Genomic DNA, 26,750 nt, shown 5'->3' with positions numbered 1-26,750 from the left:
AGCAGCGATGATAGTGGCAGGGGCGATCTTTATTCTGACGTTGATCTTGGTCATCTGGCAACCGAAAGGGCTGGGCATCGGTTGGAGTGCGTCGTTCGGGGCGGGATTGGCATTATTGAGCGGTGTGGTGCACGTCGGCGATATTCCCGTGGTGTGGCAGATAGTCTGGAATGCGACCGCGACCTTTATCGCCGTCATCATCATTAGCCTGTTGCTGGATGAAAGCGGCTTCTTCACCTGGACCGCCTTGCATGTCGCACGTTGGGGCAACGGCAAAGGTCGATGGCTGTTTACCTATATGCTTCTACTGGGGGCCGTAGTGGCGGCGCTGTTCGCGAACGATGGCGCCGCGTTGATTCTGACGCCGATCGTGATCGCCATGCTATCGGCGCTCGGTTTTCGACCTGCTGCCGTGCTGGCTTTCGTCATGGCGGCGGGCTTTATCGCCGATACTGCCAGCCTGCCGCTGGTGGTGTCCAACCTGGTGAATATCGTTTCCGCGGATTTCTTCCGGCTGGGCTTTACGGAGTATGCGGCGGTGATGGTGCCGGTCAACCTTGCCGCCGTCGCGGCGACGCTGGTGATGTTGCATCTGTTCTTCCGCAAGGATATTCCGCAGCGCTACGCATTGACGCGTTTACCGGTGCCACGGGAAGCGATTCGCGATCGTGCGACTTTCCGAACCGGCTGGGCGGTATTGGCACTGTTGCTGATTGGCTTCTTCGCCCTGGAACCGCTCGGTGTGCCGGTAAGTTTGGTCGCTGCCTGCGGCGCGCTGGTTCTGTTGGCGGTGGCGAAACGCGGGCTAGCGATCGATACCGGTAAGGTGTTGCGCGGAGCGCCCTGGCAGATCGTCATTTTCTCACTGGGCATGTATCTGGTGATCTACGGGCTACGCAACGCAGGCTTGACCGATTGGCTTTCCGGTGTGCTGGACGCATTGGCGCGGCAGGGGCTGTGGGCAGCGACGTTTGGCACCGGCTTCCTGAGCGCATTTCTCTCTTCCATCATGAATAACATGCCGACGGTATTGGTGGGGGCGTTGTCTATCGACGGCAGCAGTGCGGAAGGCGTCATCAAACAGGCGATGATTTACGCTAACGTTATCGGCAGCGATCTCGGCCCCAAAATTACCCCGATTGGCAGCCTGGCGACGTTACTGTGGCTGCATGTGTTGGCAAAAAAGAACATCGTCATTACCTGGGGCTATTATTTCCGCGTGGGACTGGTGATGACGCTGCCGATCCTGTTCGTCACCCTGGCCGCGCTGGCGCTGCGGCTGTCCGTTTTGTCCTAACCGGAGAAACCGTCATGAGCAGTATCAAGATTTACCATAACCCGGCCTGCGGCACGTCGCGCAACACGTTGGCGCTGATCCGCAACAGCGGCGCTGAGCCTGAGGTGATTTTGTATCTGGAAACGCCGCCCAGCCGCGAACGGTTGATTGCGTTGCTGGCCGAGATGGGCATGACGCCGCGCGCGTTGCTGCGTAAAAACGTCGCGCCTTACGCCGAGTTGAAACTGGACGAGACTCGTTGGAACGATGATCAACTGATCGACTTCATGCTGCAACAGCCGATCCTGATCAATCGCCCCATTGTGGTGACCCCGCTTGGCACGCGTTTGTGCCGTCCGTCGGAGGCGGTGTTGGAGATTCTGCCGGATCCGCAGCGTGGCGCTTTCAGCAAAGAGGACGGAGAGCCGGTGATTGATGCGCAGGGCCACAGGATAACCAACGGCTAATCGCTGTGGCCCGCATTTCATTCAATCAGTGCAGTTCGGCGCCGCTGCGGTCGGCCAGCGCTTCCAGCAGCGGGGCGGAAGGCACGAAGAACAGGGTGCCGGTCACCGCGTGGCTGAAATCGAGCAGCCGATCGTAGTTGCCGGCCGGGCGGCCGATGAACATGTTTTCCAGCATCTGCTCGATCGGCTGCGGGGAGCGTGCATAGCCGATAAAGTAGGTGCCGAATTCGCGCAGGCCGGGGCGGCCGAACGGCATGTTGTTACGCAGAATTTTCACCTCGTTGCCTTGCTCGTCGGTGATGGTGGTCAGCGAACTGTGCGACGACGACGGTTTGACCGCTTCATCCAGCTCGATGTTGGACTGCTTATGGCGGCCGATGATCTTCTCCTGCGTTTCCACGCTGAGCGAGTTCCAGCCCTGCATGTCGTGCAGGTATTTTTGCACCAGCACATAGCTGCCGCCGCTGAACGCCGCGTCTTCGTCGCCGATCACCGTGTAGTCGAAGGCTTCGTGCCCCTCCGGGTTCTCCGTGCCGTCGACGAAGCCGATCATGGCGCGCTGATCGAAATAACGGAAGCCGTGCACCTCTTCTATCACCGTCACGGCGTCGCCGAGCTTGGCGGTCAACTGAGAGGCCAGTTCAAAACACAGATCCATTTCATCGGCGCGGATGTGCAGCAGGATGTCGCCGGGCGTGGCGACGGCGACGCGCTCCCCGCTGCCGATCGGGCTGAACGGATGCAGCTGGCGAGGGCGCGGTGCGCCGAACAGCGTATCCCAGGCTTCGGAGCCGAAGCCGCAGACGCAGGTGAGATTGCCTGCCGGCGCGCGTTTGCCGACCGAACGCACCACGGCGGCAATGTCGCCGCACCAGGCGCGCACCGCCGCTAGATGGGCGGGAACGGGCGACAGGGTAGCGACGATGAAGATGGCATGGCGCGTCACCGGTGTGAATACGGCTTGCGGCAGAGGGTTATTTGCATTCATTGCATTCGGCTCCAGTGTGTTCGGGTGAAATCGGTCAGATCAAATTAAAGTGCTCGTCGGGTTTCATCGGCGGTGGCAGCGGGCTTTGGTCGTTCATTTCCAGCAGGTTGCGCTCGATGGTGTTGCAGATGGCGTTTAACGGCAGATGGTTAGCCGACACGCCAAACGGATCCTCCAGCTCTTCGGCCAGTGAGTCCCAGGATAAGAAGGTATAGGAAATGAACACTGAAACAAACGGTGTCATGTAATGCAGATCGGTCACCAGGGCAAAAGGCAACAGGCTGCAGAACAGGTAAACGGTGCGCTGCAGGATCAGGGTATAGGCGAACGGCACCGGCGTGCTGGCGAGCCGTTCGCAGCCGCCGAGGGCGTGGGACAGTTCGCTCAGCTTGTTGTCGAGCAGCTCGAAAGTGATGTCGCTCAGCAGCCCCTGTCGGCGCAGCTTGCCGATCTCCTGGCCCAGCATCAGCAGGATGCGGTTGGTCGGCATCGGGCTGGCGATCACCTCGGCCAGCTCTTGGCTGCTGAGATTGTGGTACAGATCGGCGGTCGGGTCGGTGCCGCGCAGCTGATGCTTCAGGCTCCAGCTGAAGGCGATCAGCAGCTTGGCAACCTTTTGCTGCACCGCCGATTCGTCCGGCAGCAGGCTTTTGATCTGGCGCAGCAGGGAGCGCTCGGTAATCAGCAGCGAGCCCCACAGGTTGCGCGCTTCGACAAAGCGGCTGTAGCCGGCGTTATTGCGAAAGCCGAGAAAAATGGCGATGGCGATGCCCAGCAGGCTGAACGGTGCGATGGTTAAATGCACGCCGAGCTGTTCGTACCATTGGTAGCTGATCACCGCCACTATCGACATCAGCACGTTCAGCGACAGGCGAAAGGTGATCTTTGATAGCACGGAACCGTGCCAGGCGAACAGGCGAAAAAACCAGTTCTGATTCGGGCGAATTATCATGACGTGGGTGCTTCCTGGTGTCCTGCTATTGAGAATAGTCGATTCTTATCCGGCGGCGTTAGGCCGCCGTTGTCGATTGCCAGAGCCGCTGCGGATGCGTATAAACGGTGGCGCGCCCCGGTTTGCTGAAGCCCACCAGCGTCAGGTTGCTGCGTTCGGCCACTTCCACCGCCAGGCGGGTGGCGGCGGAAACGGCGAACAGGATCTCGACGCCGCACATGGCGGATTTTTGCACCATTTCATAGCTGGCGCGGCTCGACACCAGCGCCGCACCCTGCAGCCACGCCTGTTGGCTGCGGTAGCCCAGCAGCTTGTCGAGCGCCACGTGGCGGCCGACGTCTTCACATCCGCCGCTGAGCGCGCCGTCCGGCTGGATCCAGGCCGCCGCATGGGTGCAGCCGGTCAGTTTTCCTACCGTTTGCACCTCCTGCAGCTGCGCTAACGCCCGGTCGAGCAGCGCCAAATCGAAACGTTGCGTGAAAGGCAGTGGTGCGATGGGCTGAGCAACCTCCTGCAGCTGTTCCACCCCGCAGACGCCGCAGCCGGTGCGGCCGGCCAGGCTGCGGCGCTTCTCTTTCAGCTGCATAAAGCGGCGGCTCGAGAGTTCCACATGCACTTCAATGCCGTTGCAGGCCGGTTGCTGGCGGATGTCGTAGATGTCGTCGGGGGAGGCGATAATGCCTTCGGACAGCGAAAAACCGATGGCGAAGGCCGCCAGATCTTTCGGCGTCGCCATCATCACCACGTGGGAAATGCCGTTGTACACCAGGGCGACCGGTACTTCTTCCGCCAGCCAATCCTGTTGCGCCTGAGCCAGATCGTTGCGCTGCCAGACCGCGTGGCGCGACAGGCATTCCTGTTTGATATCGTCGGTTTCTGCGAGGAGTAGGTGCTTGTTCATAACGTTCTCGTGACTGTCGGTGACGAGGCGCCGACGGGGATGAATTCTTATTAGCAGGTGTGGGGATTATACAGGATTCTGATCCCGCTCGCGTAGGGAATCACGCCCTGCAGGTTATCCACAGTTTTGGTGGATAACGTGTGTGCAAGGCAGAGTGAAACCGTTAGCAGGCGTAAAAAAATCGCTAAGAAAATTATTATATTACGCAGAGGACTGCAGCGTATGGCGACTTTTGGCGATGGATGCCGCTTTGCGCCACGAACACAATGACGGTATTAAAATACAGTGCTTTAGAAAGTCAGGGGGCATGGAGAAGAGGCGCATTTTTTAATCAGCAGGTTTATCCTGTCGTCGTTTGCTCTGGCAATGAGCCTTACGTGATTAAGCGCCGGTGCAAAAATGTCAAAATTGGTACTCGACGATGCGGCATTGCGGCGAGTCTGCGCTTGAACAGCCGCGGCACTTTTTCTTCTGACAAGCCACCAGAGTGAACATAACCCTATCGATATAGTCACCGTGATTTCAAATGAGCCGCTGACTTATCAAATTGAAACGTTGTCGGCATTTTATGTGGGTTTTTACGTCATGGAATTTTTTGGCGTTATTAATAATGACTTGTGATTTGTGATTTGTGACTTGTGACTTGTGACTTGTGACTTGTGACTTGTGACTTGTGACTTGTGACTTGTTATTGGTGTAAGTGATTTTTTTTATTATCGCTGAGGTCAGCCTCTGTTTGATTGCTGCTTCTGTCTTTTTCTCATCGCCCCCTATTGTTGTTGTTTAGTGAAACAATACGTTTATATTTTTGCTATTTATCGCAAACAATATCCTTACTAGTATCCATCTCAGCTAAGCAATACAGCGCATCTGCGAACTATTGATTAACTAATATGCACTTTAACCAATATATTATAAATGGAGCACAATATCATGACACAGACAACGTCTACGCCAAGCCGTGAAGAAGCCGATACCATCGTTGAAAGCATGGTTGCTATTTTCAGTAAACCTATCCGTTCTCCGGTCATCGGCAAACCCACTGACTTCGGCTTGCAGTATGAAGACGTCTTTTTCCCAGCGTTGGACGGCGTGCCGCTGGAAGCGTGGTTCATCCCTTGCGTAGGTTCCGACAAGGTCATCATCTGTAACCACCCTGTGTGGTGCAGCCGGACTGGCCTGCCTGCCGACCGCGAGCCGTGGCGTTCCATCGGCGCTGCAGGCGGTAACGATTTTGCTTTCAGCTTCCTGCCGGACTATAAAATTTTGCACGATGCAGGCTACAACGTACTGGCTTACGACCTGCGCAATCTGGGTCTGAGCGGCGAAGCTAACGGCGGTATCGGCAGCATCGGCGTGCTGGAAGCGCGCGACGTCGTGGGGTCATTGAACTATGTCCGCAGCCGTCCTGACCTGAAAGGAAAGAAAATCGGTTTGTTCAGTCGCTGCATGGGCGGTAACGCGACGTTCTTTGCGATGGCGAAATATCCGGAGCAGTTCAATGATGTCCGTTGTGTGGTTATGCCACAGCCGATTTCCATGCGTGCCGCCGTCGGCGTCGCGACGGAATTGGCCGGCATCCCGGACCGTCTTGATGAAATTGACGAACGTCTGGCGATGGTCACCAGTTTCCATCTGGATGAGATGGACCCTTCCGTGCCTGCGCGGACCAACACCAGCGTTCCCACCTTCATCTATCAGGTACATGACGACGTGATGACCCGGCCATCCGATGTGCAGAACATTTTCGACAGCATGCCGGTTAAAGAGAAACAGCTGCACTGGATCCGTAATACCACCCACCGCTGGGATGGTTATCTGTACTTCCAACGCGAGCCAAAGCTGATGTTGGACTGGTTCAATAATTACATGAACTGAGGGTGAATGGATCTTTTAAGCAGTATTTATTTTTAATGTGATGAATAAGTGAGTGTGTCCACATGGAGTTATAAAAACTGCATTTCACCATCACCTTTTTATTTCACGGAATTCTCCTAGGGCATCGCTCGTTTTGGCGGTGCTTTTCTTTCTTTTTTTTGTTATTCAATTAATATATTTATTTCTGGTTGTGACGGAATAGTCGTTCTGGATAATATTTTGCGGTGGCATAACGTCTGGACCTCCCCATGAATATGCAAAACGTTAGGAGATATCGCATGAATACCCTGGAAAATCTGAGGATTTTTTTGCGTGTGGCCCAGACCTGCAGCTTCACAAAAACGGCAGACGATCTGGGGGTGAATAAGAGTCGAATTTCCATTGTTATCCGCCAGCTGGAAGACGTGCTTGGCGTACGCCTGTTACATCGAACCACCAGGGCAGTACATCTGACGGAAGACGGCTTGGCGTTTTACGAACGCGCAGTAGAAATACTCTCTTCGGTAGATGACCTGCAGACGATGTTTGTCGAAAGGACAGAACTGAAAGGCAAGCTGAGGGTGGATATGCCTACGGATATAGCCAACAGCATTATTATCCCTAAACTCCCCGATTTTTTTTCCCGCTATCCCGGCATTACGCTGGAATTATCTTGTACCGACCGGCGGGTGGATCTGGTACAGGAAGGCTTCGACTGCGTTGTCCGGGCGGGTGCCGTTTACGATAAGAACCTGGTGGCGAAACTGATTGGAGAAATGCCCGTATTCAACCTCGCCAGCCCGGATTATCTGGCGAGAAAAGGCACGCCATACAGTATCGATGACCTTCTCAAGTATCAGCATGTGGCCGTGCACTATACGCCGAATATTGGTAGTAAGCCGATGGGCTGGGACTACCTGAAAAACGGTAAATATGAATATTTAAATCTGCCAGGATCGCTGAAGCTGAACAATGCGCAGTCGTTTATTGCTGCTGGGTTGGCGGGGATTGGCTTAATCCAGTCACCGATGCTTGGCGTGCATAACCACGTCGAGCGTGGCGAGCTGCTGCAGATTCTGCCTGATTGTGAGCCTGAGCCGATGAAGTTCTGGTTCGTCGTCGCGCATCGTCATAATTTGTCCCGTAAAGTTAACGTATTCATGGATTGGATAACCGAGCAGCTCGCACCGTGGCTTACGAAGAAGGGCGCGGTACGGGATAACACGCCGATTAATCGCTGAATATCACGGTCTTCGGCACCGTTCGCCATGACAGTGCATGACTCACCATGGCTATCGATATGCCGTGGGGGCGAGTGCCAGGTTATCCACAGTTTTGGTGGATAACGTGTGTGCAAGGGGCAGTAAAACACTTAGCAGGCGTAAAAAAAAATCGCTCAGAAAATTATTATATTACGCGGCAAAGCGCGATCCGCAGGGGGATAGGGGGGTTGCACGCGTTCGCGTTTTATTTATGCCTTACTGTATAAATATACAGCTTGGTTATGATTATGCTGAGTACTTTAAGGTTGTATGCTTTTTCACCAGTTGAGCCCCTGACGTTACCGCTGTTTGCCGATCGCGTGGCCTGCGGTTTTCCCTCCCCGGCGCAGGACTATGTCGAGAGCCGGCTGGATATCGGCAAACTGCTGGTGCGGCATCCTAATGCCACTTATTTCGTGCGCGCCAGCGGAGAGATGGAGCGAGCAGGATGGATCAGGCACTGAATTTTTCACTCAGCTATGCGCAGCTGACCCGGGAAGCAGAAGATGCGATTAAAAAATGCAATCTGAACCAGGGCGGGATGGGTTACACCCTAGAGTTGGGTAAGGCTTCTGTCATTCTGAGTTTCTGGTACGGTCTGGCGCTGCAGGGCTATCCGGGCACAATAATGGATGAACGTGTTGATGCCGACCGGCTGCGCCTGCATGTCCTCATCTATAAGAGAGAGGAGTGACATCGTGGCAACGGTTAACGTCCGCCGGCCGTCGCCGCTGCAGCGACGGATGCTGATTGTGCTGGCCGCCCCCAAACGGTAACTGATATTTTGCTGGTTGAGCAGATAGACCGCCTGACCCGTCTCAGCAACAGTGACTGGATGACGTTGAAAAAGCAGATTGAGCAGCATGAGTTACGGATTGTCAGCCTGGATGTCCCTACCTCATGGCAGGCGCTGTTAGAGAAAGATCCTCCACAGGCGGGCCCGATCACCCGTGCAGTAATAACCGCCATCAATAACATGCTAATCGACCTGATGGCCGCGATGTCACATAAGGACTGGTTGAGTCGCCGCCAACGGCAAAAGCAGGGAATTGAACGGGCGCATACGTTGGGTAGATACCGGGGAAAGCAGGCAGATCAGGAACGACATCAGAAAGTCCTGTACTACCGACAGATTAAGAAACTGAGCATCCGAGAAACAGCAGACGCGACAGGCTACAGTACTTCCCAAGTTTGTCGCATTCAGGCCTTCTATAAAGAAGTTGAGACTGATTAAAAAGCAGCCTTAATGTACAATAATTTTCGATATCCCAACTGACCCCATGAACAATCAATGAGTTAGAGGTGAAAGATGATTTCATACAAAAAAATCATACCTGCTCTTGTCATATTCGCTTTATCTAATGCTGTGGCATATGCGAATGATTTCGACAAATCAAATGAAGCGATGGCAATTTCAGCAATAGGTTTTTCTGGCTCAAATGCTCGTGTTGCACATGATGTTTGTGGGGCAACCAATGAGAAAATTGATAAATATAAAAAACAAATAAAAGACTCATTAACTAGAACATTAAAGTATGAACAGTCAGGATTCGATACGCATTGGGATAATGGTTGGAAAAATGCTGATTTTTTGGTTAAGTCATTAAGTAATGATGAAGCCTATAAAAAAGAATATTGCCGAGAGGTTTTAGATGGAATTAATAATCCTGAAATGAATTAAGGATTATTCCTTATTCGGGGTTCTACGCCGGAACCCCAGATTTTTCCGTCCGCTAAAATTATCCCCGGTTGAGCAGCTTTATACCGTCAGCTCGCAGTGGACCATCAGGGGAAATGTGGCGGTACAGCGTTTGTCGGGTTATCCCAAGCTCCTGGCATAACGTACTGACTTTCGTCTCTGGCCGTCCCATTGATGCCATTGCCAGTCGCAATTTTATTGGCGTCATTTTGTAAGGCCGTCCGCCGTTCCTCCCGTGGGCTCTTGCTGAGGCAAGGCCTGCCGCTGTTCTTTGCGGCGCTGTACGCAGCAGAGACCGACGGCCGCGCGCGACTGGCTCGACACCCGCTTAGTCCCGCCCTCTGGTCAAATGCAGGCTGACGTGTGCAGCCTGCAGGCAGAGGATTTCGTCTGGCAACCGGTATCGCCCGCCGTCGGCGCCGTTCGCAATGACAACCCCTCACTCATCCTGCCCATCGATACGCCAACGGTCTGAGTGCCGCATTATCCACAGTTTTGGTGGATAACGTGTGTGCAAGGGGCAGTAAAACACTTAGCAGGCGTAAAAAAAAATCGCTCAGAAAATTATTATATTACGCGGCAAAGCGCGATCCGCAGGGGGATAGGGGGTTGCACGCGTTCGCGTTTTGTTTATGCTTTACTGTATAAATATACAGTTTGGTTGTGATTATGCTGAGTAATTCAAGGTTGTATGCTTTTTCACCAGGTGAACCCCTAACGTTACCGCTGTTTGCCGATCGCGTGGCCTGCGGTTTTCCTTCCCCGGCGCAAGACTATGTCGAAGGTCGGCTGGACATCGGCAAGCTGCTGGTGCGGCACCCCAACGCCACCTATTTCGTGCGCGCCAGCGGCGAATCGATGATCGACGGCAATATCCGGGATGGCGATCTGCTGATTGTCGACAGCGCCCTGACGCCGGAGCACGGCAATATCGTGATCGCCGCGGTGGACGGCGAATTCACCGTCAAAAAACTGCAGCGTCACCCCGATGTGCGGCTGTTGCCGATGAACCCCGCCTACGCGCCGATCGTGTTCGACGACGAAGCGCAACTGGAGATCTTCGGCGTGGTGACCTTTATCGTCTACGCGGCCCGGTGACTTCGGCATTTTTTTTCACTTTTTTCTGCCCGATCTTTTCGTTGGCGTGACCTCTCTACTGAGTTTCCAGTTCATTACACTCAGGGGAATCCTTCATGGCCATAAAAAACAAGAACGGCGCAGGGCGTACGTTCACATCAGCCAAACGTACCGCCGGGAAGCGGGTCGCTATCGGGGTAGGGTGCGCATTATCGGGCATGCTCACCTCCGCGATGGCGGCGCCCGGTGCGTCGGTGCCACCGGCGGCGGTCGAGCAGTCCGCTATCCTGCCTTTCGCCATTCCCGCCGGTGACCTGGCGCCCGCCTTGCAGACGGCGGCCGCTAAGGCCGGCGTGATAGTGATTTTCACGCCCGAACAGACGCGTGGAAAAAACACCGCGGGCCTGCAGGGGCATTATCGCCTCACCGACGCGTTCGATACGCTGTTGGTGGGCAGCGGATTGCGCGCTCAGCAAACCGCACAGGGATATCGGTTGGTCGACGCCGGGCCGGTTCAGCCGTTGACGATACCGGAACTGTCGGTGGTCGGCGGTTTGTCCGACAGCGTCGCCGCCGGCCGTTCGGTGTTGGATAAAGAAGACATCGAACGCGTGCAGGCAGACAATATCGCCAGTTTGCTTGATCGCTTGCCTGGCGTAGGGATGGCGGGCTCGCCGCGCCCGGGCGGCCAAAGCCTGAATATCTGGGGCATGGGGGACATGGAAGATGTGAAGGTCGTGCTGGACGGGGCGCCGAAGGGATTTGAGAAATATCGGCAGGGCTCGGTATTCATCGAACCCGAACTGCTGAAAAAGGTTGAGGTCGATAAGGGGCCGCACAATCTGTTGAACGGCAATGGCGGCTTTGGCGGGACCATTACGCTGGAGACCAAAGATGCTGGGGACATGCTGCTGCCGGGCGAAGATTTTGGCGGCTTGCTGAAGTACAGCTACCACACCAACGATCGTCAGGGCATTTACAGCGGTGCCTTGTACGGTCGTACGCCGGAAGGATCCGCCGACGGTTTGCTCTACATGAGCAAGCGTGACGGCGGCAACCTGAAGCGGCCGGACGGCACGCGTTTTGCCTATTCTGCCAACGATCAGGCTTCCTACCTGTTAAAAACCAATATTTATCTGAGCGAGGCGCAAACGCTGACGCTGTCGGCGATGCGATCTGATTCCGATGGCTGGCAGCCTTTCGCCGCCAAGCGGGACGATATCGCCGCGCCCAGCCAGGCGGATATCGATAAATATGGCCGGGAAGAAGCGTGGCGCCGCATTCTGGTGTATCGCGACCAGACAGACACCAATTACTCGGTGAAATGGAATCTGGCGCCGGAAGCGCAGCCGTTGCTGAATCTGACGCTGTCTTACGCCTATTCGAAGACCGAGCAGCATGACAAGCGGCCGGATTCCGCTTCAAAGTTCAGCTATCTCGGTACGCTGGGCAATGAAAGTTGGGTGAACTATACCGATCGGCAGTTTGACGTCAGCAATGAAAGCCGTTTCGCCAGCGGTCCGCTGGAGCACAAGCTGTTGCTCGGTGCGCGTTGGCATAAACATCAGCGCGATACCCTGATGTATTACCCTTCGCAGGTGAAAAATGCCAGTTACAACTACGGCTATTTCCAGCCGTACTACATGCCGGCGGGCGAACAGGAAACCCGCAGCGTTTATCTGCAGGATGCGGTCAGCTTCGGCAGCCTGACCGTGACGCCGGGCGTGCGTTACGATCATGTGACCAATACCGGGCAACCGAACCGGGCGCCGCGCTATAACGACAGCGATCCGCTCGTGGGCCATGATTACAGCAGCGTGACCTATACCGGCTGGTCGCCGCATTTGGGCGTGATGTGGAAAGCGACGTCGAATCTGTCCCTGTTTGCCGACGTTAGCCGCACCTGGCGCGCCCCGGTGATCGACGAACAGTACGAAGTGCAATACGCCGCTTCCAGCGTGCCCGGTACCAGCCGCGGCCTGCAGGTGGAACGCATGACGGGCGTTCGTCTCGGCGCGGTGCTGGACTTCAACGATGTGTTGATGGCGCGGGACAGCCTGCAGATCCGCACTACGCTGTTCCGCAATCGCGGCAAGGACGAGATTTTCTATCGTCGCGGCGTAGTGTGTGACGCCGCACGGCACGGGGGCCAATGTGGGCAACCGTTGTCGAACTATCGCAACTTGCCGGGCTATACCATTGAGGGCGTGGAGCTCGAATCGTTTTATGACAGCGAAAGCCTGTTCGGCAGCCTGTCGTTCTCCTCGATCCGCGGCAAACGCGACGCTTCACCGCGCGATCCGTGGGGCAACGAAACCTGGATTGCCGAAATTCCACCCGTTACGGCACACGCGATGCTGGGCATGAAAGTGCCGCAGTGGGACATGGCCTTCGGCTGGACCGGCGATTTCGTACGTAAACAGGATCGTTCACCGGCCGACGGCGATCCGATGGCCGTTGTCTGGGCCCTGCCGAAAACCTCGGGTTATGCATTGCACGGCCTGTTCGCCTCGTGGCAGCCCAGCGGCTTGCACGGCTTCGAAGCCCGCGTGGCGGTGGACAACCTGTTCAACCGCGATTATTACCCTTACCTGGGCGAATCGGTGTCCGGCGTAGGGCGCAACATCAAGTTCAGCGTCAGTCAGCGTTTTTGACGCTCCTGTCTGCAGGGGCCATTTAGGCCCCTTTTCACGTTTCCTCCCCCCGTATTTCCCTACTTTTTCGCCGTTTATAAATCATCAGCAATCGCTTGACACAGAAGTTACAATTTTAAAATAATAATAATTATCATTTTCAATCTCATTATCAATTGGTGTCACCGAATGGCGAGGAAAGAGGCCGCGGCAGCCAACGGGTTTGCTCAACAGCTTTACCTTGAGCATCACAGTTGGCTATGCCATTGGCTGCGACAGAAGGTTGGGTGTGCGCATCACGCCGAAGACCTGGCGCAGGATACTTTCATCAGTATTTTACTGAGCCCGCAGTTGCTCGCCATTCGGCAACCACGCCCCTTCCTGGCGACCGTAGCGCGCCGGCTGGTGGCGAATTATTACCGGCGTAAAACAATCGAAGAGAGCTATCTGCAGGCCTTGAGCGAGTTGCCGGCGATCGAGGCGCCCTCGCCGGAAGTTCGTCAACAAACCCTCGAAATGCTCGAACAGTTGGATCAGGCGTTGGACGGATTGCCGGCGCACGTCCGCGAGGCTTTCCTGTTGGCGCACCTGCAGGGCATGCGTTATTGCGACATCGCTGAACGTTTACGGGTGTCGACCAGCTCGGTGAAACAATATCTGCAGCGCGCTAATTTGCACTGTTTCTTTGCATTGGCGGCGTAACGGCAGGTGCGGAACCCATGATGGAATCGGATATCGATCGGCAGAGCGCGCGAGAGGCCGCCGCGTGGTTAACGCAGCTGATGTCGGAAGAGGCAAGCGACGCGGATAGGGAAAACTGGCGACGTTGGTATCAGGCGAAACCGGAAAATGAACGCGCCTGGCGGCATATCGCCGCGTTTTCATCCCGTTTTTCTCTGCTTAACGGGGCGGCGGCGCAGCGTAGTCTGTCGCAGTTGCCGAACCCGCAACGTCGCCGGTTATTGAGAAGCCTGGCGGCCATCGGCGTGGTGGGGACGGTTGGTGTCGGTTCGGGCGCGCTGCCATGGCGCCCCTGGCTGGCGGATTACCGTACGGCGGTGGGGGAACAGCAAACCGTCGCGTTGGCGGATGGCGCGCAGTTGATGCTGAACACGCAAACGGCGGTCAACGTCAGCCGTCAGCAGGCCACATTGCTGGAAGGCGAAATGATGGTGAATCTGCCGCCGGAAAGCGGTGCGTTGACGGTGAGATTGCCGCAGGGCGAGCTCATGGTGCAGGCTGCTCGCTTCAGCATTCGCCTGTGGGAAACTTACAGTGATATCGCCGTTTATCTTGGCCGGGTCACGATCCTTTCACCGGCGCATCGGAACGCGGTGCTCAACGCCGGTCAGGGCGGCAGATTAAGCCGGCAAGGCATTGGCGAACCGTATCGCGTGACGCAAGAGCCCGGTTGGCGGCAAGGCATGCTGCTGGCCGACAACATGCGGCTGGACGACTTCCTGATGGAACTGGGGCGTTATCGTCAGGGCGTTATTCGCTGCCGGCCGGAGGTCGCCAGCCTGAGGCTCTCCGGTGCGTTCCCGCTGGCTGACCCCGAGCGCGTCATCGCGGCACTGCCCGGCGCGTTGCCGGTTAGGGTAAATATGCTGTCAAAATACTTCATCACCGTATCCTAAAGTTTTTTACTCTGCCATTAGGGCATTTCCTTTTCTATTGACCTGTTCTTTCTCGTTACCTGCCCGGTGCCGCGTGCCTAAACGACCTTTCTGACATACCCCGACTGCCGTTGACCGCTGCGTACGTTGGTCTGTTTTACGCTTAACCTGAGTACCGCTCCCTATGTTCAATCACAACGTATTATCTGGCGATTTCTCTTTACCCCCTACAGGCGGGCGATGGCGCTGGGCTACCGCCAATGTGTTGGCGTTGGGTCTGCATGGTGCGTTGTTGCTTGGCCTTGGTTATCACCTGGTGCCACCGTTGCTGCCCGCGGCGCAACCGATGGTGTTGATGATGGTTGCCGAGCAGGCTGAATCGACACCCAATACGGAGCCGATGCCAACCGGCGTGCGCCAGGTACAGGCGGTGGCGCAACGGCAGGCCAATCGGGAACCGGAGGCGGCGATGCCTCCGCTGATTCATGCACCGCGTGCAACGGAGCGGCAGAGCAAGGCCAAAGGGCAACGGAACGACCCCATCAAACCGAAGACGGAACCGCCGCGCCCAAGGCAAGAAGAACAGGAAAAAATGGCGTCTGCAAACTCAAGAGCATCAAGCACCAGCGCGCCGCCGTCTCTGGATGGAAAGCGTGTTGCCGCGCCGCAAACCAGCGTGGCGTCGCAGCCGAGTCAGGATGCCTCGGTCTGGAGCGGCCTGCTGTTGGCGCATTTGAGCCGTTTCAAACGCTATCCCGCCCTGGCGGTACGCCAGCAGCGCCAGGGTATTGTTCAGGTTGCCGTGACGTTGGATCGACAGGGAAACGTGCTGGGCGTGAAGCTATTGCGATCGAGCGGCGTTGCTTCGCTCGACCGGGAGGCGCTTCAGTTACCGCAGCGCGCTTCTCCACTGCCCACACCCGGCAACGAGATCGCAGCGGGGCAGGCGGAATTCAGCGTGACCATTCCGATTCGTTTCGATCTGCGTGAAGTTCGCCGTTAATGAAAAACTCGGCTCCAGGTAAACGGAGGGCTGAGTTAAAAGCCAAAGTGCATCAAACGGATAGCAGCGATGAGGTGGTTTCTACTTGATCGTCGCCAGAAAAATACAAATACTGTATGCATGAACAGTAACCTGGTGCCGTTATGAATAACAACCCACTGACGATAACGCCAGTCTGGCCTCTGGCGATGAAGGGGCAGTAGCCATGTTCGCCCTGGTAGACGTCAACAGTTTCTATGCTTCCTGCGAGACCATCTTTCGGCCCGATCTGCGGGGGCGGCCGGTGATTGTACTGTCCAACAACGATGGCTGCGTGATCGCCCGTAGCGCCGAGGCGAAGGCATTGGGCGTGCCGATGGGGGCGCCTTATTTCAAAATCAAAGAGGAGATGCGCCGCCGCAACGTTGCGGTGTTCTCCTCCAACTACGCGCTGTACGCCGACATGTCCCGCCGGGTGATGGACACGCTGGAAGAGATGGCGCCGGCGGTGGAGATTTATTCGCTGGACGAAGCCTTTCTGCGGCTGGACGGCGTGGCGCACTGCGAGGCGCTGGAGCCATTCGGCCAGCGGGTGCGCGATCGCATCCGGCGCGAGCTGCATTTGACGGTCGGGGTCGGCATTGCGCCGAGCAAAACGCTGGCCAAGCTGGCCAACTTCGCCGCCAAGAAATGGCGCGGCACCGGCGGCGTGGTGGATTTATCCGATCCGGCGCGCCAGCGCAAACTGCTGGCGTTGCTCCCGGTGGAAGAGGTGTGGGGCGTGGGGCGCCGCCTGACTCGCCAGTTGCAGGCGATGGGTATTCACACCGCGCTACAGCTGGCGGACTGCGATACCCGGCTGGCGCGTAAAACCTTCAGCGTGGTGCTGGAGCGCACGATACGCGAGCTGCGCGGCGAATCGTGTCTGCAATGGGAGGATGAGGCGGCCGCCAAAGAGCAGATCATCTGTTCCCGCTCGTTCGGCCAGCGGCTGACGCACTACCCGCACATGCGCGAGGCGATCTGCAGCTACGCCGAACGCGCCGCCGAAAAGCTGCGGCAGGAAAAGCGCTATTGCCGCAACGTGTCGGTGTTTATCAAAACCAGCCCGCATTCGGCGGGTGAAGGGTATTACAGCAATATGGGCACCGCCCGGCTGCAAACCCCGAGCAATGACAGCCGCGACATCATCGCCATGGCGGTACGTGCGCTGGAAAGCATCTGGCAGGAGGGGCGACGTTACCTGAAGGGCGGCGTGGTGCTGGGAGATTTCAGCGCCGCAGCCATGGCGCAGATCGATCTGTTCGACGACTGCCCGCCGCGCCGCAACAGCGAGCGGCTGATGGCGACCCTCGATCGCCTGAATCAGGAAGGGCGCGGGCGCGTGTGGTTCGCCGGGCAGGGGATCGTCAAACCGTGGCAAATGAAGCGCGACATGCTGTCGCCGGCCTACACCACCCGGCTGGCGGACATTCCGGTGGTGCGGCTTGGGGAGCAGGCGCCGTGCTCCGCCGAATCGAAGGAAGAAAAACGCCGCGGGTGACAACCGGCGGCGTGGGTAGGCTGAGTGTTACTTCACCGCCGCCGGATCCGGCTTATCGGGGGCGATGCCATACAGCGCCATGGCGCGGTTGACCTCGCTGCGGGCGATACGGCCTTCGTCAGCCAGCAGTTTCAACGCGGCGAGCGCGATGAAATGGCGGTTGACCTCGAAGAACTCACGCAGCGCCTCGCGGGTGTCCGAGCGACCAAAGCCGTCGGTGCCCAAGGCGATAAAGGTGCGGTCGGGCAAGAACGGTTTGATCTGATCGCCGACGATCTTCATATAGTCCGTCACCACCACCACCGGGCCGGGATGCGCCGCCAGCAGGCTCTGAATATAAGGAACTTTCGGCGGATCTTCCGGATGCAGCAGGTTCCAGCGTTCGGCCGCCATGCCGTTGCGGCGCAGCTCGCTCAGGCTGGTGGCGCTCCAGATATCGCTGGCGACGCCAAAGTCCGCCGCCAACAGCTCCGCCGCCGCCAGCGCCTCGCGCATGATGGCACCGCTGGCGACCAGCTGAGCGCGCGGGCTCTCTTGGTTTGTCGTTTCGCTCTGTTTGAGCAAATAGGCGCCCTGGATAATCCCGTCCTCCACGCCCGCCGGCATCGGCGGCTGCGGGTAGCCCTCGTTGAGCAAGGTGATGTAGTAGTAAATATCCTCTTGTTCAACGAACATCCTGCGCATGCCGCTCTGGACGATCACCGCGAGTTCATAGGCATAGGTCGGATCGTAGGAGACGCAGCTGGGGATCACCGAAGACAGCACGTGGCTGTGGCCGTCGTCATGCTGCAAGCCTTCGCCCATCAGGGTGGTTCTGCCGGAGGTGGCGCCGAGCAGGAAACCCTTGGTGCGTGCGTCGGCCGCCGCCCAGGCGAGATCGCCCACCCGTTGCAGCCCGAACATGGAGTAGAAGATATAGAACGGGATCGTCGCGACATCGTGGTTGCTGTAGGCGGTGCCGGCGGCGATCCAGGTCGATATCGCACCGGATTCGTTGATGCCTTCCTGCAAAATCTGGCCGTCTTTGGCCTCTTTATAGTAGCTGAGCTGCCCGGCGTCTTGCGGGGTATACAGCTGGCCGAGCCAGGAATGGATGCCAATCTGGCGGAACAGGCCTTCCATGCCGAACGTGCGCGACTCGTCCGGCACGATGGGCACGATCAGTTTGCCGATGTTGACGTCTTTGAGCAGCGTGCCGAGGATATTAACGAAAGCCATGGTGGTCGACATGTTGCGTTCGCCGCTGCCCTTCAGGAGGCCGTCGAAGCGCGATAGTTCCGGTATCGCCAGCGGAGCGGATTGGCCGAAGCGGGCAGGGATGTAGCCGCCCAGCGCGGTGCGCGTCGCGGTGATGTACTTCGCCGCCGCGCTGTCGGGTTCGGGCTTCAGGTAAGGGATCTCTGCCAGTTGGGCGTCGGAGATGGTCAGCCCTAAACGGTCGCGGAAGGCTTTCACCGCATCCTGGCTCATTTTTTTCAGCTGGTGGTTGATGTTCTGCCCTTCACCGGCTTCCCCCATGCCAAACCCTTTGACGGTTTTGGCCAGCACCACCGTCGGCCTGCCCGGGGTATGCACCGCCTGATGGTAGGCGGCGTACACCTTTTGCGGATCGTGGCCGCCGCGGTGCAGCGCCCAGATCTCATCGTCGCTCAGGTCGGCGACCAGCTCGAGCAATTCCGGATACTTGCCGAAGAAGTGCTCCCGCACATAGGCGCCGCTTTGCGACTTGAAGGTTTGGTAATCGCCGTCGACGCACTCCATCATGCGTTGCATCAGCAGCCCGGAGCGGTCTTTTTGCAGCAGTTTGTCCCAGCCGCTGCCCCAGATCACCTTGATCACCTGCCAGCCGGCGGCTTTGAAGGTGCCTTCCAGCTCCTGAATAATCTTGCCGTTGCCGCGCACGGGGCCATCCAGCCGTTGCAGGTTGCAGTTCACGACGAAGATCAGGTTATCGAGTTTTTCTCGCCCGCCCAGCGCAATCGCCGCCAGCGATTCCGGCTGATCCATCTCGCCGTCGCCGAGAAACGCCCACACCTTTCTCCCCTGGTGCGGTTTCAACTCGCGGTATTCCAGATAGCGCATGTAGCGCGCCTGGTAGGCGGCGGTCAGCGGCCCCAGCCCCATCGAAACGGTGGGATATTGCCAGAAATCCGGCATCAGCCGCGGGTGCGGGTAGGAGGAGAGGCCGCGGCGCGCGGATTCGCGGCGAAAGTTGTCGAGCAGCTCCTCGTCGATGCGGCCTTCGAGATAGGCGCGGCCATAAATGCCGGGGGCGGAATGGCCCTGGATATACACCATGTCGCCGGCGAAATCATCGGTGCGCCCACGGAAGAAGTGCGTGAACCCCACATCGTAAAGCACCGCGGCCGATTGGTAGGTGGCGATATGCCCGCCGACGTTGGAATGTTTGCCGGCACGCAGCACCATCGCCATGGCGTTCCAGCGAATAAACGCATTGATGCGCGCTTCAGCGGCCAGATCGCCGGGATACGTCGGTTGCTTATAGGCCGGGATCGTATTCACGTAGGGCGTGGTGACCATGCTGAAGAAATCACCGTGTTTTCGCTGATCGGCTTCGGCCATTCTTTCCAACAAAAAATGCGCGCGTTCACGGCCGTCGATGTCAGTGACACCTTCAAATGCCTCAAGCCATTCAGCCGTCTCTTGTGGGTCAAGATCTGCTTTTACCGCGGGTTGGTTCATAAAAGCTCCAAATGTACTTACCTGATAAGGCGCTGAGCGATACAGGGATTCAGTGAATTGCAAATGCAAGAGTTGCAAATGCAATAATAGCGAAAGCCACTCTATCCCTTTACAATTGCAATTGCAACTCACCGGTTTTGACGAGAAAAATGACATGACAGATAAACAACCCGACCTGTGGTTCTCCTTTGTGCGCGCGCATCGGGCGATGATCAGAAAGATAGAGGCGAAGTTGTCGGAAGCGGGGCTGCCGGTTTACGCCTGGTATGACGTGTTATGGGGATTGGAAAGCGGGGAAAACGGCACACGCCGCATGCATGAGCTGGCGGACGTGTTGGTGATTGAGCGTTACAACCTGACCCGCCTGATGGATCGCCTGGAAAAAGAGCGGCTGGTCACGCGTTTTCGATCGGATGACGATCGCCGGGCCTCCTTCGCGACTATCACCGAGGAAGGCAAGGCCCTGCGGAAAAAGATGTGGGAGATCTACCGTTCGGTGGTCAACACCCACTTTCTCAACCAGTTCAGCGAAGAAGAGGTCGCACGCTTCTCCGACGCGTTGAACAATGCGATGCAGCTGGCCAGAGAGTGATCAGGCATCGGGCGTGATGTGCAGAACGCGCAGCGCATCGGCGATCAGCGCCGAAGGGATTTTCTGCTCGTCGGCCAGCAGTTTAAGGGCGCAGAGCGCAATCCATTCCGCCTGCGGGTAGTGGATTTCGCCGCGCACCCGTGAATCTGAGCCCACCGCGGCAAAGCGCGCGGGAATGAATCGCCTGAGCTGATTGGCAATCAGGTGCGAGTAGTCGGTAACGGCGACGACGGGGGCATTCCCGGTACCCAGGCACGTTTTCAGATGGCATTCGCCGCCGCTGTCCTGGCGCTGCATGTCGGCGAGTTCGGCGTCCTGCGCCAACCGCGTGTAGCTGGGGCAACTCCAGATTTCAGACGCAATCCCCCAGTTTTTCAACACTTTGGCCGCCTGCTGAACGCGGGCGAGCGCTCGGCCAGCGCCGCACAGACGAACCTGCAACGGCGAGTCTGCCGCGGCGGCGACACGATACATTCCCTTGAACGCCTGTTCTGCGACAAACGGTTCCCCTGAAGAGAGGGGGCCATTGTCTGCGTTGGTCGCGAGATACACCATCTTCCTCGTTCCCTCCAGATAGAGCGCGTGGAGGGCGTGATGGAGTATCGCGCCGGTTTCTCGGGCATTGGCCGGATCGAAAGGCAACCAGCCCGGCATGGCCGTGAGCTGAAGCGGGAACCAGGCCTGAACGCCTTTGGGCAAATCGGCACTGCCAGTATCCGCATCGCTGATGAAAATCCCTTTACGATTGGTTTCCGGCTCAAGCCCGCGAAGCATGTCCACCGAGGGCGTGTTGACGAAGTAAAACAGCGGCTTCTCATAACGCTCTGATTGATGGCCAAACCAGAGCGGCCAGGCGGTGGCGTAGTGGGAACTCGGTGGCTCGGCGCGCCTTCTGCCGTCGATAAGCCAGATGTCGCCGCTGGCGTTAAGTTCGTCCAGCGTTTGCGCCGTCCAGGCGCTGGAAGAAGGGCGCGAGGCGCCGGCTTTTTGGCTGACGGAGGTCATCTTGCGGATACAGGCTTCGGCCAGGGTTTTGGTTCTGGCCGAGGCGGCGGGCAGTGTTATACGTTGAGGCGACATGCGGAGTACCCTTTTTTAGTTGCAAGTGCGATGATTGTAATTGCAATTCATGACGTATGCCAATGACTTCTGAACAGGCCGCCGCCGTCCAGGCGTGACCTGCGGCGGTATATTCAGGTTCTGCGGAAGGGAGCCTATTTGTTTCACCGACCAGACAGCCGTCATACGTTGTCCTTATTTCTGCGTTTTTTTATAAATGGCGGGCAGCTAAAAACGGTTTGCCAATATTACTCAGGCACGCGTTAGTGAACGCTAAACGAGGATATCGGCATCTTAAAAATAAAACGAAATAAGGATGAAAGCATATGCCTGGATTTAATTATGGTGGCAAAGGGGATGGGACTAATTGGAGTTCTGAACGCGGTACGGGCCCAGAGCCGGGGGGTGGCGATAAAGGCCATTCCGGCGATCGCGATCGCGGCGGCGCCGGCGTTGGCAGCAGCCCGGAACAGCAACAGATAGCGGCGATCCAAAACGATCCGGCGCTGCGCATGAAGCTGGCGGCGGTGATTAAGGCGGCGCGCAGAATTAACCCGGATGCGAAATTGCATATTGAAAGCGTCAGCCCATCCGGCACGCTGAGCCTTTCCGCCACCGGTTTGACGGCCGATCAGGCGAAGCACATTGGCCTGGGGGGACTGGTGATGGGGGTCAACGCCAAGGGGGTGACAGTGGCGATCGGGGATATCGAAACCGGCCATGCGCGCAAGCCCTCAACGCCTGGCAAAGGCGGCAACAATGGCCTGAATGCCGGGCAGATCGGCGCCTCTTCGTTAGGCAGTTTCGTGACAGACTCGCATCGCGATCGGCCCGTCAGCGGCTGGCATGGCAACGGCAAAACCGGCGAATTCTCGACGACCCGCACGACCGGGAGTTACTACGGTTTTCATCATTTGAAGGTGGAAAAGCAAGACGGAGTGGCGACCTACAGCCTCTACTATAAGGCCAATAAGAACCGGCCCGCGTTTATCGCCGTGGTGAGAGGGGATAACCTGAATGCCATGGAGGTGAAATATGCCAACGGCAAGCCGGTAAAATCGCCCGGCTCGGTAAAAACGATCGTTAAGGACTTCGTCGAATATCAAAATGCGGAATTAAAAGCCATCAAGGATGGCGTCAGCCTGGCCGCAGGTATCAATAAAGATATCGCGGAAAAGATCGGCGCGAAATACGCCAAACTCGCCAAGGATTTGGAGGCGGGAATTCAAGGAAAATATATCCGCAACGTGCAAGATGCGGAGAAAACCTACGAGCAATTGACGAAGGGCCTGAACAAAAAGCTCAAGGCGCAGGACAAAGCGGCGATTGTCGCCTGGCTGAAAATGATCGATGCGGAACAGTATGCCCGCAATGCGCGGGTATTGGGCAAGGTCTTCACCGGGGTGGACTGGGCGATCAAGGGCGCGGATCTGGTAAACGCTGCGATTGAAGGTTTCTCTACCGGCAACTGGAAAGCGTTCCGCAACCAGCTCGAAGCGCTCGGGTTGTCGCTCGGCGCAGGGTATACGCTCTCCGTTATCGCCGCGTTTTTCGCGCCGACGCTGGTGTCGTCGACGGTGGGCATTTTCGCCTTCGCTTACCTGTTTGGCTGGGCCACCAGCTATATCGATGCGGCCCTTGCAGGAGAACTGGAAAAATTCATCCTCGAGATGTAACAAGCTCATGACAGAAGAGGGGGCATGCCCCCTCTTTTATGGGGTATGAACGCGCCCTGAACAATGCATTAGCATGTCTCATGTAGTTCTTAAGTTGATGATTTTTATCTGTGTAGTTCGTCTTATGTAGCCATCTCCCCGTCATCGGATAATTTCATTATTTTTCTTCCTGTTATGTGATTTTCTTCACGTAAAACACTATTTATCATCCTTTATTCATTAGTGATATTTACATATAACAATTGTTCTCCTAGTTTGTTCATGGTTATTAACATTCGGATTAATGTTCTGTTGGAGTATGGATATGTTGACAGGAAAGTGGGTGCCTCTGCCCTTTATCCTTGTGGTTTCCTTATTGGCTGGGTGTATTGAAGTGGATATGTCCGTTCCCAGCTTTCCGGATATGGCTGCCAGTTTCGGTGTTTCTGAAGGGCATATTCAGCGTACGATCACCTATAACTTCTTGGGATTTGTGTTTGGCGCGTTGATTTATGGCCCACTGTCAGAGTCGATTGGTCGACGCAAAACCATGTTGATCGGTGGGGCTATCATGCTGTTAGGTGCTCTGGGATGTACCTACGCCACTTCAATCGATCTTTTGATGTTGTCCCGCTTTATTCAGGGGTTGGGGGCTTGCACGCCGGTGGTAGTGGCTTACGCGATCATCGCAGACCGTTATCAAGGGGCGGCCATGTACAGCATGATCGGTCTGGTTAATGCCTGTATCTCGATTTTCATGTCGCTAGCGCCAATCGCCGGTGGTTGGATTAATGAGCATTGGGGGTGGAGAGGAAACTATGCGGTTGTCGCGGTGATCACCGCAGCGGCGGTACTGCTGGAATTGTTGTTCCTGCCGGAGACGAAGAAAGAAAAAACGCCATTCGATCTCAAAGCCATTGTGGGAAGCTATGCCCGGCTGACGGCGAGTTTCCAATTCATGCGATTATCGTTGATTCCTTCACTTTTCTTTGCTGCTTATATGGTATTCATAGCCTCCAGCGCTTTTCTTTACCGTGAAACCTTTGCGTTCTCGCTGTCGGCATTTGTCGTTCACTTTTTTATTATCGTGGCGTCATTTTCAATCCCTAGCCTCTTTTCCGCCCGTATTATCGCCGCGTTTGGTGGCGATCGGCGCGCTGAGAAAATCGGTATGGCGTTAGCCATCGTCAGCATTCTCGCTCTACTGACGGCGACAACGCCTTGGGCTATTACCCTGCTGATGAGCCTGTTCTGCTTCGGTTTTTCTATCTGCTATCCGACGCTGTTCGCACGTTCCATGAGTGTCTACCCGGAAATTTATGGTGTGGCGGCCTCCTATATCATGAGCATGCGCTCGCTGCTGGTTGTGGCTATCACGGGGATGGCCAGCTACGTCTTTATCGGGCGGCCGGAGGAAATGAGCTATGTGATGGCGAGTGTGATAGGCGTTGTCGTGTTGTTGTCTATGTTGAGTATCGTGGCATCCCCAAGCAAAGCTGAAGAATAAATAATCGTTTTCGCGTGACCCCCGGCTAAATATTTATATTTGGCCGGGATCGGCATGACTTTTTTAAATACATGTATTCCTTCATCTGGAGAATATCTATGGAAAACGAAACCATGGTTTCGAAGGGCGGTTTGTCTGCCGCCTATACTGATAAATGGGAACAGCGCGCATCAATAAGAACCCGCCCCGGTAAATTTATCGACTTTACTATTCCTGGCGCATTTTTCCCCGAGGAGAATCAGCCGATATTTTTGGCTGACATGATGAGCGGCATGGACAATGAGAGGAAGTCAAAAATACTTACTCAGTCATTGTTTAAATACCTCAATGATATCGTTAATCTTGAGATCAAACTCATTAACTCAGCATGCAATAAAATTATCTACGGCGATCTCGCTGTCAAATTTGACGAACAGATTAAATTGAATGCCTATACCGTCATCATCGATGAGTATTACCATGTTTATATCGCCAGACATATGATCAATCAACTTAGAGAGCATGATGCCGATCTCGGTGCGCTGAGTTACCCGGATTCTGACGCCTATGTGGCCGTTACAGAGGTGATGAAACGGTTACCTGAGCGCTGCCATGACATTTTCGAGATCATTGCGGTGTGCATTTTTGAAACGACCCTGGTGAGAGAGTTGGTGGAGTTCTTTAATAGTGACGGCGTTCATCCATCGATTAAATACTATGTTAATGACCATATGAACGATGAGTCCAGACACTATATTTTCTTTCTCGAATTACTTGGCTATATCTGGACGAGGTTGGATGAAAACGATCAGGCGATGATCGGCGGGCAGATCGCTGATTTCGTAAAAATGTATTTGAATGTTGAATCAGAGAAACAGTTTAACATTGAGCTGTTATCGAAGATAACTCATGATTGCGAAGCCAGCCGGGAGTCAATCAATAAGGTTTATCGCGGTTTTGAAGTGACGCCTGATGTCCCCATTGTTAAAAACGTGCTAATGGCTTTGAAACGAACCGGCATTCTGAATTCGCCGATAGTGCGCCAGGGATTCGAAAATATTGGTTGGATAATTTAATCATGGAGATGGGTATGGATAGTTTCGCCTCGCATAAAACACATTCTAAACTGGCCTATTTGACTGAAACAAAGATGTTGGCCGATGAAATAAAAGCGCGTTTACGGAATAGCAATTCGCTTATTCTTCCATTAGAGAGAAATCTTGAACTGGTCGATCAATTGACGGAGTTTGAGCTTGGTCGTTTCCTCCTGCATAACCGCGGCCTCAATGGCTACTGGACGTCTTACATTTTCCAGCATCCCGCCGGAAAACCCGCCGAACATGTTTTGGAAGACTGGCTTCTGAATCGCTCGTTGCTGTGCCGGGCGCGCGAGCGTTACTACCGTTATCAGACCTTGCTGGCTGAGTTGATTACGCAGGCGGAGACGCTGGCTTCAATCCCGTGCGGGGTGATGGATGATTTATTGGATTTGGATTACAGCGGCCATGGCGCGGTGCAATTGACCGGCATTGATCTTGACCCGGAGTCACTTTATCACGCCAACGAAAAGGCCAAGCGCGTTGGCATGGCGAACCGTTGCCGATTCTCGCAGCAGAATGCCTGGGAGTTAAAAGAAAAAAACGCTTTCGATGTGATTACCAGTAACGGCCTGAATATGTATGAGTCTGACCCGGACAGGCTGGTGGCTTTGTATCGTCGGTTCTTCGAGGCATTAAAACCAGGGGGAACCTTGTTGCTCAGTTTCCTCACGCCACCGCCGGAAAAGAACGCGCCCACCGGTGAGTGGGATAAATATGAAACGCCAATGGCGGACCTTTTGCAGGAGTTTGCGATCTTTGGCGACATTATTCAGGCTACCTACCTTAATTTCACTTCAGAAGCAGAGATCAGGCAACAGATAACCCAGGCAGGGTTCACGGTTAAAGATATCAACTACAGCTCACGCGGCGTGTTGCCGATCCTCGTGGCGGTAAAACCCTGA

The 26,750-nt window shown here is 55.8% G+C and carries 22 protein-coding genes and 3 pseudogenes; 20 read left to right on the top strand and 5 right to left on the bottom strand.

All coding sequences use genetic code 11. The annotated features are described in order from the left end of the window. The first annotated feature begins 7 nt into the window (after positions 1-7). Both ACSJLU_RS15155 and arsC read left to right on the top strand, forming a co-directional pair. A complete protein-coding gene (locus ACSJLU_RS15155) occupies positions 8-1,297 on the top strand; it encodes an arsenic transporter (protein WP_025303340.1) in 1,290 nt (429 codons plus the stop codon). A gap of 14 nt (positions 1,298-1,311) precedes the next feature. Beyond that, the gene (arsC, locus tag ACSJLU_RS15150; protein ID WP_025303339.1) at positions 1,312-1,743 is read left to right on the top strand and encodes a glutaredoxin-dependent arsenate reductase; all 432 of its coding nucleotides are present in this window, start codon (positions 1,312-1,314) and stop codon (positions 1,741-1,743) included. 25 nt (positions 1,744-1,768) lie between these two features. On the opposite strand, the gene ACSJLU_RS15145 is transcribed toward arsC, so the two are convergent. From ACSJLU_RS15145 to fdhD, 3 genes are read right to left on the bottom strand one after another with little or no spacing between them, the layout of a single operon-like run. Continuing rightward, on the bottom strand, positions 1,769-2,731 hold the full coding sequence (locus ACSJLU_RS15145) for a Dyp-type peroxidase (RefSeq protein ID WP_439041002.1): 963 nt from the start codon (positions 2,729-2,731) through the stop codon (positions 1,769-1,771). A gap of 34 nt (positions 2,732-2,765) precedes the next feature. Next, on the bottom strand, positions 2,766-3,683 hold the full coding sequence (locus ACSJLU_RS15140) for a bestrophin family protein (RefSeq protein ID WP_025303337.1): 918 nt from the start codon (positions 3,681-3,683) through the stop codon (positions 2,766-2,768). 58 nt (positions 3,684-3,741) lie between these two features. After that, the gene (fdhD, locus tag ACSJLU_RS15135; protein ID WP_025303336.1) at positions 3,742-4,584 is read right to left on the bottom strand and encodes a formate dehydrogenase accessory sulfurtransferase FdhD; all 843 of its coding nucleotides are present in this window, start codon (positions 4,582-4,584) and stop codon (positions 3,742-3,744) included. A 933-nt stretch (positions 4,585-5,517) separates the two neighbouring features. Between fdhD and ACSJLU_RS15130 the strand changes: the two genes are divergently transcribed. From ACSJLU_RS15130 to umuC, 13 genes and pseudogenes are all read left to right on the top strand, one after another. Next, on the top strand, positions 5,518-6,462 hold the full coding sequence (locus ACSJLU_RS15130) for an alpha/beta hydrolase family protein (RefSeq protein WP_049209434.1): 945 nt from the start codon (positions 5,518-5,520) through the stop codon (positions 6,460-6,462). Positions 6,463-6,740: 278 nt separating this feature from the next. Next, on the top strand, positions 6,741-7,682 hold the full coding sequence (locus tag ACSJLU_RS15125) for a LysR family transcriptional regulator (protein WP_025303334.1): 942 nt from the start codon (positions 6,741-6,743) through the stop codon (positions 7,680-7,682). 263 nt (positions 7,683-7,945) lie between these two features. After that, positions 7,946-8,137 (top strand): annotated as a pseudogene (locus ACSJLU_RS15120) (DNA polymerase V); the annotation flags it as partial. A 14-nt stretch (positions 8,138-8,151) separates the two neighbouring features. Then, positions 8,152-8,397, top strand: coding sequence for a hypothetical protein (locus ACSJLU_RS15115; protein WP_049295892.1), 246 nt, complete (start codon positions 8,152-8,154; stop codon positions 8,395-8,397). 84 nt (positions 8,398-8,481) lie between these two features. Then, positions 8,482-8,937: pseudogene (locus ACSJLU_RS15110) on the top strand (recombinase family protein); the annotation flags it as partial. Positions 8,938-9,012: 75 nt separating this feature from the next. Next, complete coding sequence (locus ACSJLU_RS15105) at positions 9,013-9,384, top strand: hypothetical protein (RefSeq protein ID WP_126502249.1); 372 nt, start codon at positions 9,013-9,015, stop codon at positions 9,382-9,384. A gap of 313 nt (positions 9,385-9,697) precedes the next feature. Beyond that, a pseudogene (locus tag ACSJLU_RS15100) lies at positions 9,698-9,877 on the top strand (SOS response-associated peptidase family protein); the annotation flags it as partial. Between the two features lie 194 nt (positions 9,878-10,071). Further along, positions 10,072-10,500, top strand: a complete 429-nt coding sequence (gene umuD, locus ACSJLU_RS15095) for a translesion error-prone DNA polymerase V autoproteolytic subunit (RefSeq protein WP_049209475.1) — start codon at positions 10,072-10,074, stop codon at positions 10,498-10,500. 95 nt (positions 10,501-10,595) lie between these two features. Then, on the top strand, positions 10,596-13,133 hold the full coding sequence (locus ACSJLU_RS15090) for a TonB-dependent receptor (protein ID WP_380824848.1): 2,538 nt from the start codon (positions 10,596-10,598) through the stop codon (positions 13,131-13,133). 168 nt (positions 13,134-13,301) lie between these two features. After that, positions 13,302-13,814, top strand: coding sequence for a sigma-70 family RNA polymerase sigma factor (locus tag ACSJLU_RS15085; RefSeq protein ID WP_025303329.1), 513 nt, complete (start codon positions 13,302-13,304; stop codon positions 13,812-13,814). 17 nt (positions 13,815-13,831) lie between these two features. Continuing rightward, positions 13,832-14,749, top strand: coding sequence for a FecR domain-containing protein (locus ACSJLU_RS15080; protein WP_049204970.1), 918 nt, complete (start codon positions 13,832-13,834; stop codon positions 14,747-14,749). A gap of 250 nt (positions 14,750-14,999) precedes the next feature. Continuing rightward, complete coding sequence (locus ACSJLU_RS15075; RefSeq protein ID WP_261464319.1) at positions 15,000-15,731, top strand: energy transducer TonB; 732 nt, start codon at positions 15,000-15,002, stop codon at positions 15,729-15,731. 205 nt (positions 15,732-15,936) lie between these two features. Beyond that, positions 15,937-17,253, top strand: a complete 1,317-nt coding sequence (umuC, locus tag ACSJLU_RS15070; RefSeq protein WP_197837132.1) for a translesion error-prone DNA polymerase V subunit UmuC — start codon at positions 15,937-15,939, stop codon at positions 17,251-17,253. 27 nt (positions 17,254-17,280) lie between these two features. On the opposite strand, the gene aceE is transcribed toward umuC, so the two are convergent. Next, positions 17,281-19,956, bottom strand: a complete 2,676-nt coding sequence (gene aceE / locus ACSJLU_RS15065) for a pyruvate dehydrogenase (acetyl-transferring), homodimeric type (RefSeq protein WP_025303325.1) — start codon at positions 19,954-19,956, stop codon at positions 17,281-17,283. A gap of 154 nt (positions 19,957-20,110) precedes the next feature. Between aceE and ACSJLU_RS15060 the strand changes: the two genes are divergently transcribed. After that, positions 20,111-20,548 (top strand): MarR family winged helix-turn-helix transcriptional regulator, encoded by a 438-nt coding sequence (locus ACSJLU_RS15060; RefSeq protein ID WP_025303324.1) that lies wholly within the window; start codon positions 20,111-20,113, stop codon positions 20,546-20,548. On the opposite strand, the gene ACSJLU_RS15055 is transcribed toward ACSJLU_RS15060, so the two are convergent. Further along, entirely contained in the window at positions 20,549-21,628 is a 1,080-nt protein-coding gene (locus ACSJLU_RS15055; RefSeq protein WP_089181047.1) for a transketolase-like TK C-terminal-containing protein, read from the bottom strand. 491 nt (positions 21,629-22,119) lie between these two features. Here ACSJLU_RS15055 and ACSJLU_RS15050 point away from each other — a divergent pair, with 491 nt between their 5' ends. The 4 genes from ACSJLU_RS15050 (at position 22,120) to ACSJLU_RS15035 (ending at position 26,750) form a co-directional block, all read left to right on the top strand. Continuing rightward, positions 22,120-23,283 carry a colicin-like pore-forming protein gene (locus ACSJLU_RS15050; RefSeq protein WP_439041001.1) on the top strand — a complete coding sequence of 388 codons (1,164 nt, stop codon included), beginning with the start codon at positions 22,120-22,122 and terminating at the stop codon, positions 23,281-23,283. A gap of 304 nt (positions 23,284-23,587) precedes the next feature. Continuing rightward, positions 23,588-24,769, top strand: coding sequence for an MFS transporter (locus ACSJLU_RS15045; RefSeq protein WP_049209473.1), 1,182 nt, complete (start codon positions 23,588-23,590; stop codon positions 24,767-24,769). A 98-nt stretch (positions 24,770-24,867) separates the two neighbouring features. After that, a complete protein-coding gene (locus ACSJLU_RS15040; RefSeq protein ID WP_025303320.1) occupies positions 24,868-25,824 on the top strand; it encodes a diiron oxygenase in 957 nt (318 codons plus the stop codon). Positions 25,825-25,838: 14 nt separating this feature from the next. Further along, positions 25,839-26,750, top strand: coding sequence for a class I SAM-dependent methyltransferase (locus ACSJLU_RS15035; RefSeq protein ID WP_025303319.1), 912 nt, complete (start codon positions 25,839-25,841; stop codon positions 26,748-26,750).

Origin of the sequence: Serratia bockelmannii, from assembly GCF_051803255.1 — a bacterium.
In the GTDB taxonomy this organism is placed as follows: domain Bacteria; phylum Pseudomonadota; class Gammaproteobacteria; order Enterobacterales; family Enterobacteriaceae; genus Serratia; species Serratia bockelmannii.
The sequence above is the reverse complement of the archived record's forward strand: the minus strand, read 5'-3'. Positions and strand labels throughout refer to the sequence as shown.